Source organism: Sinomicrobium oceani (genome assembly GCF_900119185.1).
GTDB lineage: Bacteria > Bacteroidota > Bacteroidia > Flavobacteriales > Flavobacteriaceae > Sinomicrobium > Sinomicrobium oceani.
The window spans coordinates 1-8850 of the sequence record NZ_FPJE01000046.1 but is presented as its reverse complement, the minus strand read 5'-3'; the positions used below and the strand labels follow the sequence as shown (position 1 = coordinate 8850).

The window sequence follows — 8850 nt, the reverse complement described above, 5'->3', positions numbered from 1 at the left end:
AAGGCCAAGGCCAAAGCACTGTTGCTCTCAGAACAGGGCATTGCCCACCGAAAAAGGAGGTGCTGGGAGGTGGAGGCTGTCTTTGGGAATATAAAGCAGAATATGGGCTTCAAGCGCTTTATGCTCAGAGGACTGGATAAAGTGGAAACCGAAATAGGGCTTGTGGCTATGGCACACAATCTTAAAAAGGTTGGGTTAAGGGCGTAATCCCACAACTTCTATTAACTCATTAACTTTTTAACACGCAACTCTTGCTCCTTGTAGGTTGAAAGCAAGAAAATAGCCTAAATATAAAAAGACCGCCTAAAACTTTTTAGACGGCCTCTTTGCTGGTGGTGCCTCCAGGAATCGAACCAGGGACACAAGGATTTTCAGTCCTTTGCTCTACCAACTGAGCTAAGGCACCAGTTGCTTTATTGCGGGTGCAAATATAGGAGCAAAATTAAATTTTCCAAAACAAAATCATAAAAAAAACGGTTTTGTAAATTAGCGGTCTTAATTTTGATTATGACTTTAGCTATAGATGCCGGAAATACGTTTGTGAAAATTGCTGTTTTTCAGTCAGATGATATTATAGATGTTCAGAAGTTCCGCGCCGGAAATTTTTTCCAAAAAATTTCGGCAGTGCTTGAAAAACATGATGAAATCACGGATATAGTCATAGCTTCGGTAAATAATACCTTCGAAAAGGAACTGTATAAACTCGGTAAAAAAGTAAGCGTGCACAAATTGGGGGACCTTCCCCGTCTCCCTTTTGAGAACAGGTACGCGACTCCGGCAACACTCGGGGCCGATCGGGTAGCCCTGGTCAGTGCAGCCTGTAAGGTATATCCCGGTAAAAATGTGTTGGTCGTTGACTCCGGAACCTGTATAACCTATGATTTTCTGACGACAGAAGGAGCTTATCTGGGGGGAGCGATTTCTCCGGGGATACAGATGCGTTTTAAGGCTTTGCATACGTTTACGGCCAGGTTGCCGCTAATAGATGCTGTGGAGTTTGAAGACTTTATAGGCGATTCCACAACAGCCTCTATTCGTTCCGGAGTGTTGAATGGTGTTGTAAATGAAATAGATGGCATTATCGGACAATACAAGCGACGATTTAAACATTTAACAGTTATTTTAACGGGGGGCGACCTCGATTTTTTGTCAAAACAATTAAAAAGTAGCATATTTGCGAATTCAAATTTCCTCCTCGAAGGGTTGAATTATATTTTGGAACTCAATAAGAACCAATGATCAGAAAGATATTTATTGTTTTAGTTGTATGTATTACCACCTGCGGTTATGCGCAAAGAGGATCTTCGTCACCTTATTCTTTTTACGGTATCGGAGACCAAAGGTTCAAAGGAACAACAGAGAATCAATCCATGGGAGGAATAAGTATGTATTCCGACAGTATCCACCTCAATCTTAATAACCCTGCGGCATATAGCGACCTTCAGCTAACAGTATATAGTGGTGGTGGTTCGTATACGAATCTCAATATGAAAACCGCAACCCAGAGCGAAAGTACGTCCAATGCATATCTCGATTACCTGGCTCTCGGATTTCCGGTAATCCGGAGTAAACTCGGGGTGGGATTCGGATTAATGCCATACACGGCCGTCGGGTACAATATGGAGCAACGGGGAGAAACTACGCTCAACCAGTATAACGGGGAAGGAGGGACCAACCGTGTTTTCGTATCGGCAGGATACAGGCTTACCAAAAACTTCAGTATAGGAGCCTCGGCCAATTACAGTTTTGGTAAGATCGAAAACGAATACAGAAGGGTAGTGCAGAATATAGAAAGGCCTACACTGGAAAATAATATATCGGAGTTGAGTGGCTTCGATTTCAAACTGGCGCTGAACTACCGGAGAAGATTACAGAATGATCTGGTTTTTCGCTCCTCGCTCACGTATTCTCCGGAAGCAACCCTTTCTTCCGACAATACAAGGACCTTCACCATCGGGAATTTTAACCCGAATACCGGGGCTTTTGTAGGAGAGACCAAAAATGTTGATCTCGATGCTCTCGGGCTGCGTAGTGTGGATCTGACCATTCCTCAGAAAGCTTCTTTAGGTGTGGGGATCGGTAAGGATTATAAATGGTTTGCCGGTGCGGAATACGAGTGGAAGAAAACCGGAGATTTTAATAACCCCTTTATTGCTGTGGCCGGAGTAGGCTATGAAGACGCCAGCAGGTTCTCTGCCGGTGGATTTTTTATTCCGGATTACAGTTCTTTTACAAGCTATTGGAAAAGAATAGTTTACAGACTTGGTGTGCGATATGAAGAGACCGGTCTGTTAGTGAAAGATATCCCTTTGAATGACTTTGGCATATCTTTTGGTTTAGGATTACCGTTGGGTGCTCCGATCCCTACGACAAACTCCCTGCAATATGCAGGAATGTTTTCTAACGTGAACATAGGTTTCGAACTGGGGAGAAGAGGTACAACGACTTACGGAAGGATCGAAGAAGATTACTTTAAAGTAAGTATCAGTTTGTCGCTCAACGATAAATGGTTTGTAAAAAGAAAGTATGATTAACCACAAATAAATTCAAAAAGATGGAAAAGAAGGGTGTATTATTTTTATTTGGCTTGGTTGGGGGAGCAGGCTTTGCATTCGCTCAGGCACAGAACCCTGAGTGTATGACAAATCTGTCGGTATTCGGTGAGCACGCAAAAGTGAAAAATTACGATGCGGCTTATGAGCCCTGGAAGATGGTGTTTGATAATTGTCCGGAAATGCATCCGGCAACCTATGTGTATGGGGAACGGATACTCAAAGATAAGATCGGTAATTCCACAGGAGAAGAGCACCAACAGTATATCAACACATTGATGTCTGTATACGATAAAGAATTGCAGTATTTCCCTAAACGATACAGCAAGGCCGATGTGCTTGCCAAGAAAGCACTTTTGATGTATGATGAAAAGACGGGGAATAGCCAGGAGATTTTCGGGCTTCTCAATGATGCTTTTCAGAACGACAGGTCTAATTTCAGTAATCCTAAAGCATTGTACCTGTATTTTTCGCTGATGGTGGATGAGTACCAGGCCGGAAATAAAGATTTACAGGAAGTATTTGATACTTACGATGCAGTGAACGAACGTATCGATGAGGAGATGGCCGGATTGTCCAAAGTGCTCGATGAGTATGTGGAGAAAGAAGAGGCCGGACAGGCTTTGAGTGCCAAAGACAAGCAGACATTCAACAATGCAAAGATCAATACGGAGTCTTATGGTAAAATAAGCAGTAGTATCGATTCCAAACTTGGAGATCTCGCCGACTGTGATAACCTTATTCCGCTGCTTCAGAAAAACTTTGATGCCAAAAAGACCGATGCGCAGTGGTTAAAAAGATCTGCTGCCCGTATGGACGGTAAGGAGTGTTCGGACGATCCGATGTTTATCAAGCTTGTAGAAGCTTTGCACCAGGTGGAGCCCTCTTCTAAATCGGCATATTACCTCGGGGTGCTGAATGATAAAAAAGGAAAGTCTTCCGATGCGATCAAATATTACAACGAGGCAGTAAGCCTGGAAAAAGACTCCTACAAAAAAGCCGATATCCTGTTTAAAATAGGATTGAAATATAAAAAAGCTGGTCAGAATACCACAGCGTATAAGTATTTCAGACAAGTGCTCGATGCGCAACCTTCCAACGGGAAAGCTTATCTGCAGATAGCTTCGCTTTATGCGGGAAGTGCAAATGATTGCGGAAGTACGACATTCGAGAAACGAGCAGTGTACTGGAAAGCCGCACAAATGGCCAGAAAAGCCGCAGAGGTAGATCCTTCCGTGAAGTCTCATGCAGCGCAGACTGCAGCCAGTTACGAAGGAAGAGCTCCCAGCAAACAGGATATATTTACTTCCGGAATGGCAGGGAAAACAATTCAGTTTAACTGTTGGATCGGTGGTAGCGTAACAGTTCCTAACCTGTAATACAGCAAGTGAAACAAAAGTTTTATCATATTCTCATAAGCATTGTCACAACATTCGTTGTGGCAATGTTTTTTTCATGCGATTCCAATTTCGAAGACATTCGTAAAATAGATACTACGGAGCGCTTTCCGGGAGGAATCGCAGAAAACTTCACCCTTATCTATACGGACTCGGCGCTTATCAAAGCAACACTTACCAGCCCGTTGAACGAAGATTATTCCAATCAGAAGTTTCCTTTTCAGGAATTTCCCGACGGCCTTCAGGTTGATTTTTTTGACAAGGAAAAAAACAAGAGTACCGTGACCGCCGATTATGGCATTATTTATCAGGCTACGGAAATGAGCGACTTGCGTGGCCATGTAGTGCTGCTTACCCATGACGGCAAGAAGCTGGAGACTTCGCAACTCTATTGGGATCAGAAGAATCAGTGGGTTTTTACTGCCGAAAAGTTTACGTTTACCAATCCGGAAGACGGTACGATAATGAATGGAGAAGGTATCGAGTTCAGCCAGGATTTTGAGAACGGTCGGGGGCAGGTCAGAGCCTACAAGGTTGATGGAGTGAAGGATATTGATGTCGAGGAAGATCAGGAGCCCTTACCGTCCGGGGAGGGATCGGAAATCAAAGAATAAATGGATGTACACCGGTATCGGTTGCCCTCTTTTCTGCGGATGATCGGGTGCTTTGTGTATCTTTGTGAGATCTACTGTGTAGTTTTTATACACACAGGCTATTAACTAAAACGAAGTCAGAATAAACATGAGATTTTTTAGAATAAGTGAGATTATTTATCTGATCGTAGCTGTTTTGTCGATTATAGAAACGGCCAGAAGGTGGAATACGGAGCGTAACATGGCTTATATTTTTGCCGGTTTTGCTATAGTTTCTATATTTATGTTTTTGTTCCGGAGACACTACCGGAAAAAATTCGAACAACGAAAAAGAGACGATAATTAATTTGTCAGTAAAATTTCCGGGATGCCGGAATATCTAATAACCATGGACTATTCCATCGTGATCATAGTAGTTTCCCTGCTTCTTTCAGCCTTTTTCTCGGGTATGGAAATAGCGTATGTTTCTTCCAACAAGATCCATATAGAATTGGAGAAAAAACAGGAGGGATTGCTGGCTAAAGTACTTACCAGATTAACCGCTAAACCTTCGAAATTTATCGCTACCATGTTGGTGGGGAACAATATTGTGCTGGTCATTTATGGCTTTTATATGGGAGAGCTCATTGTCGGTAAATTGTATCCCGACTATGTGGGGGCTGGCGAGTTGCCCTTGCGGATTATCTTTGTACAAACCCTGATATCCACGCTGGTTATACTGGTTACCGGGGAGTTTCTGCCCAAAGTGTTTTTCCAGGTATATGCGAATAAATTGCTGCGGGTATTTGCTTTTCCGGCATACGGATTTTTTATGCTGTTTTCTTTTATTTCCGAACTGGTGATAAGGGTGTCCGATTTTATTTTGCGAACCTTCTTTAAAACTAAAGGCGATGAAGTGCAGCTTACTTTTAGCAAGGTCGAGCTCGGAGATTATATTTCGGAACAGATGGAATCCGTGGAGGATGAAGATGAAATAGATTCGGAGATCCAGATTTTTCAGAATGCCCTGGAATTCTCGGAAGTGAAAGCCAGAGAGGTGATGGTTCCGCGTACCGAGATCGTTGCCGTGGAACTACATGAGTCGCCCAAAGGTCTGGCAAAGCTTTTTACCGAGACCGGATATTCCAAGATCCTCATCTATCAGGATACTATAGATAATATTATAGGTTACGTACATTCCTTCGAGTTGTTTAAAAAGCCCAAAGGAATAAAAAACGTCATGCTTCCCGTAGAATTTATTCCCGAAACCATGCTTATCAATGACATCCTCAGCACACTGACCAAAAAGCGGAAGAGTATAGCAGTTGTGCTGGACGAGTACGGAGGGACATCGGGTATCCTTACCATAGAAGATATCGTGGAAGAGCTCTTCGGTGAAATTGAGGACGAACACGATATGGTAGCCCTGCACGAAGAACAGATCGGAGATAAGGAGTATAAGTTTTCGGCCCGGCTCGAGGTAGATTATATCAATGAAGAATATAAACTCAACCTTCCCGAAAGCGAAAATTACGAAACCCTTGGCGGACTTATCGTAAATCATATCGGTGAGATTCCCGAAAAGGGAGAAGAAGTGATTATCGGGGATTACCGCTTTGAGATCCTTGAAGTAGGAAGTACCAAGATCGACCTGGTCGGGCTTCGCATTGTAGAAGAAGAATAGTAATTTCCCGCGTTTTTATACTTTTCGCTGTTTTTGAGCCCTTGGTTTGCTACCTGTCCGGGTTTGCTTTTGTGCTAACTTCCAACAAAAAAGAAACCCGGGTTTTAATTATTGCAAAAAAATGGTATTTTCGCGATCTGAATTTTATAACTTTAACGACAAATGGCAGTTCTTGAAAAAATAAGAAAGCGCTCACTGATACTGATCCTTGTTATCGGTCTTGCACTATTTTCTTTTGTTATTTCCGACCTTTTCCGAAATGGCGGAGGATTAAACAGCAATACCTCTTCCATAGGAGAAGTTAACGGAGAAGCATTGCCCAGAGCAGATTTTGCAGATGAGGTAGAATATTTTTCGCGTCAATACGGAGAACGGGCCTCTACCGTACAGGTGGTGAACCAGGTATGGGAGCGGCAGGTACGTAGTATGTTGCTCGATCAGCAATGTGAAGAGCTGGGGATCAATATCGAAAAAGATCAGATCATCAATGTGGTAAAATCCAATCCTGCCTTTGCACAGGATTCTACATTTCTGAATGATGCCGGTGTTTTTGATGAAGAAAAATTCATAGAGTTTATAGCAGATCTCCGTCTGAATAATCCGGGGGCCTACGAGCAATGGAAATTGCAGGAAGATGCATTGATAAAATCTGCAATGGAGCAGACCTATTTCAACCTGGTTAAAGCCGGTGTCGGTGCGACGCTGAAGGAAGGAGAACTCGCTTACAAACTGGAAAATGATAAAGTTGATATCCGTTACGTAAGAGTTCCTTACAACAGTATCGCAGACAGTCTGGTGAGTGTTTCTACAGGAGAGATCCAGAACTATATAGACAACCACAAAGAAGAATACAGAGATGAAGCTTCAAGAGATATCCAGTATGTGTTCTTTGAAGAGAAGCCATCCGATGAAGATGATGCAGAGATCAAAAAGAGTATCACTTCGTTGCTGAATGCACGTGTAGAGTATAACAGTGCTACGGAAAAGAACGACACACTGCCCGGCTTCAGAACCGTAACCGATGTAGAAGGTTTTGTGAATGCCAATTCCGATATTCCTTTTGATTCTACCTATGTAGCCAAAAAAGATTTACCTTCTGTTGTTGCAGATACCCTGTTTAGTCTTGGTGTAGGGCAGGTATACGGCCCTTATAAAGAAGGAAATTACTATAAGATTTCCAGAATGCTCAACAAAAGAGCAAACGGAAGTGTCAAAGCAAGCCATATCCTGATCCAGTATGCAGGTGGCAATCGTTCCAACCCGGATGTAACCAGGAGTAAAGAAGAAGCCGAGGCAAAAGCAAAAGAAGTGCTCGCAGAAGCACAAAAGAGCGGTGCTGATTTTGCACAGTTGGCCCGGGAGAATTCCGATGGTCCTACCGCATCAAGAGGTGGGGATCTCGGTTATTTTACGAAAGGGAATATGGTAAAACCTTTTGAGGATTTTGTGTTTTCCAATGCTGTGGGCAAGATAGGACTGGTAGAAACGGACTTCGGTTTCCACGTGATTAAAATCGATGATAAGCAGGATGTCGTCCAGATCGCTACCATTGCAAGACAAGTAGAGCCCTCTCAGAACACTATAAACGATTTGTTTACCGAAGCGACCAAATTTGAGATGACCGCTCTTGACAAGAACTTTACCGATGTGGCCAAAGAAATGGATTATCGTGTTCGGCCGGTAAATAACCTCAAAGCTATGGACGAGCTTTTGCCTGGACTCGGTAACCAGAGAGCTGTAGTGCAATGGGCTTTTAACGAGGAGACAGGTGCCGGAGATATCAAGCGATTCGATATTCCTACAGGATATATTATCGCCCAGCTTACAAATAAGAGAAAAGCCGGAGTAGCCAAGGCAAAAGATGTTTCTGCACTGGTAACACCGATTATAAGAAAACAAAAGAAAGCAGAACTCATCAAGGAGAAGAGCAATACAGGTTCACTTGACGAATTTGCAAAGTCCAATAACGTCAGTGTAGCCACTGCTACAGGGCTCAATATGAAGTCACCGACCATTTCCGGAGCAGGAAGAGAGCCAAAAGTCGTAGGGACGGCGTTTGCACTTTCGGAAGGTGCTACATCAGGAGTTATCGAAGGAAGAGACGGAGCCTATATGGTTACCGTAACCAAGAAAACCGAAGCACCTGCTATGGATAATTACAGTACGTATGCCAATACGCTGAAATCTACAAACAGGAATGCGGTAAACAGCCAGGTGCTTACCGCACTGAAAGATGCTGCCGAAATTAAAGATAACAGGTCTGTCTTCTATTAAGATCAGGATGAAATAATATTTAAGGTATGAGGTTGTCTAAAAAGGCAGCCTCTTTTTTTTGTTATAAGGTTTTGTGTTTGTAACTTTAAGCATGAGCCGAAAAGTCACCTGGAAGATCTACGACCAAGGGCAGTTGAGCCTGCTTCCGCCCAGTTATGATGACCTAGTTCCTCAGAACCATCCTGTACGTATTGTCAACACGATTTTGGACTCGGTAGACTTGAGCAACCTGGAAAAGACCTATCGTGGAGGCGGTACATCGAGCTATCATCCCAAAGTATTGCTAAAAATTTTAGTGTATGCCTATTTGCGCAACCTGTATTCTTCGCGTAAAATAGAGCAGGCCCTACATGAAAACATCCATTTTATAT

General features: G+C 43.1%; 9 protein-coding genes and 1 tRNA gene. 9 read left to right on the top strand and 1 reads right to left on the bottom strand.

Features of this window, described 5'->3' with window-relative positions:
• The coding region (locus tag BT112_RS21230) for a transposase (RefSeq protein WP_139276304.1) at window positions 1–207 on the top strand (207 nt) is incomplete at its 5' end.
• 123 nt (window positions 208–330) lie between these two features.
• Here BT112_RS21230 and BT112_RS21225 read toward each other — a convergent pair.
• Window positions 331–406, bottom strand: a tRNA-Phe gene (locus tag BT112_RS21225).
• Window positions 407–507: 101 nt separating this feature from the next.
• On the opposite strand from BT112_RS21225, the gene BT112_RS21220 reads away from it, so the two are divergent.
• The 8 genes from BT112_RS21220 to BT112_RS21185 all read left to right on the top strand — a co-directional run.
• Complete coding sequence (locus BT112_RS21220; protein ID WP_072319457.1) at window positions 508–1239, top strand: type III pantothenate kinase; 732 nt, start codon at window positions 508–510, stop codon at window positions 1237–1239.
• Window positions 1236–2534 (top strand): BamG family beta-barrel-assembly machinery protein, encoded by a 1299-nt coding sequence (locus BT112_RS21215; protein ID WP_072319456.1) that lies wholly within the window; start codon window positions 1236–1238, stop codon window positions 2532–2534. Before BT112_RS21220 ends, BT112_RS21215 begins: the two co-directional genes overlap by 4 nt.
• Window positions 2535–2638: 104 nt before the next feature.
• Window positions 2639–3931 (top strand): tetratricopeptide repeat protein, encoded by a 1293-nt coding sequence (locus BT112_RS21210; RefSeq protein ID WP_245777086.1) that lies wholly within the window; start codon window positions 2639–2641, stop codon window positions 3929–3931.
• 8 nt (window positions 3932–3939) lie between these two features.
• Window positions 3940–4563 (top strand): LPS export ABC transporter periplasmic protein LptC, encoded by a 624-nt coding sequence (gene lptC, locus BT112_RS21205; RefSeq protein WP_072319454.1) that lies wholly within the window; start codon window positions 3940–3942, stop codon window positions 4561–4563.
• Between the two features lie 127 nt (window positions 4564–4690).
• Window positions 4691–4888 carry a hypothetical protein gene (locus BT112_RS21200; RefSeq protein WP_072319453.1) on the top strand — a complete coding sequence of 66 codons (198 nt, stop codon included), beginning with the start codon at window positions 4691–4693 and terminating at the stop codon, window positions 4886–4888.
• A gap of 42 nt (window positions 4889–4930) precedes the next feature.
• Window positions 4931–6205, top strand: coding sequence for a hemolysin family protein (locus BT112_RS21195; protein WP_072319458.1), 1275 nt, complete (start codon window positions 4931–4933; stop codon window positions 6203–6205).
• Window positions 6206–6367: 162 nt separating this feature from the next.
• Window positions 6368–8479, top strand: a complete 2112-nt coding sequence (locus BT112_RS21190) for a peptidylprolyl isomerase (RefSeq protein WP_072319452.1) — start codon at window positions 6368–6370, stop codon at window positions 8477–8479.
• A gap of 91 nt (window positions 8480–8570) precedes the next feature.
• Window positions 8571–8850 (top strand): transposase (locus tag BT112_RS21185; protein WP_139276346.1); only part of this gene is annotated, 280 nt, incomplete at its 3' end.

Excerpts from the sequence above, each read along its gene's own strand:
- BT112_RS21220 (WP_072319457.1), top strand. The coding sequence starts at position 508 with ATGACTTTAGCTATAGATGCCGGAAATACGTTTGTGAAAATTGCTGTT.
- BT112_RS21215 (WP_072319456.1), top strand. The coding sequence starts at position 1,236 with ATGATCAGAAAGATATTTATTGTTTTAGTTGTATGTATTACCACCTGC.
- BT112_RS21210 (WP_245777086.1), top strand. The coding sequence starts at position 2,639 with ATGACAAATCTGTCGGTATTCGGTGAGCACGCAAAAGTGAAAAATTAC.
- BT112_RS21200 (WP_072319453.1), top strand. The coding sequence starts at position 4,691 with ATGAGATTTTTTAGAATAAGTGAGATTATTTATCTGATCGTAGCTGTT.
- BT112_RS21195 (WP_072319458.1), top strand. The coding sequence starts at position 4,931 with ATGGACTATTCCATCGTGATCATAGTAGTTTCCCTGCTTCTTTCAGCC.
- BT112_RS21190 (WP_072319452.1), top strand. The coding sequence starts at position 6,368 with ATGGCAGTTCTTGAAAAAATAAGAAAGCGCTCACTGATACTGATCCTT.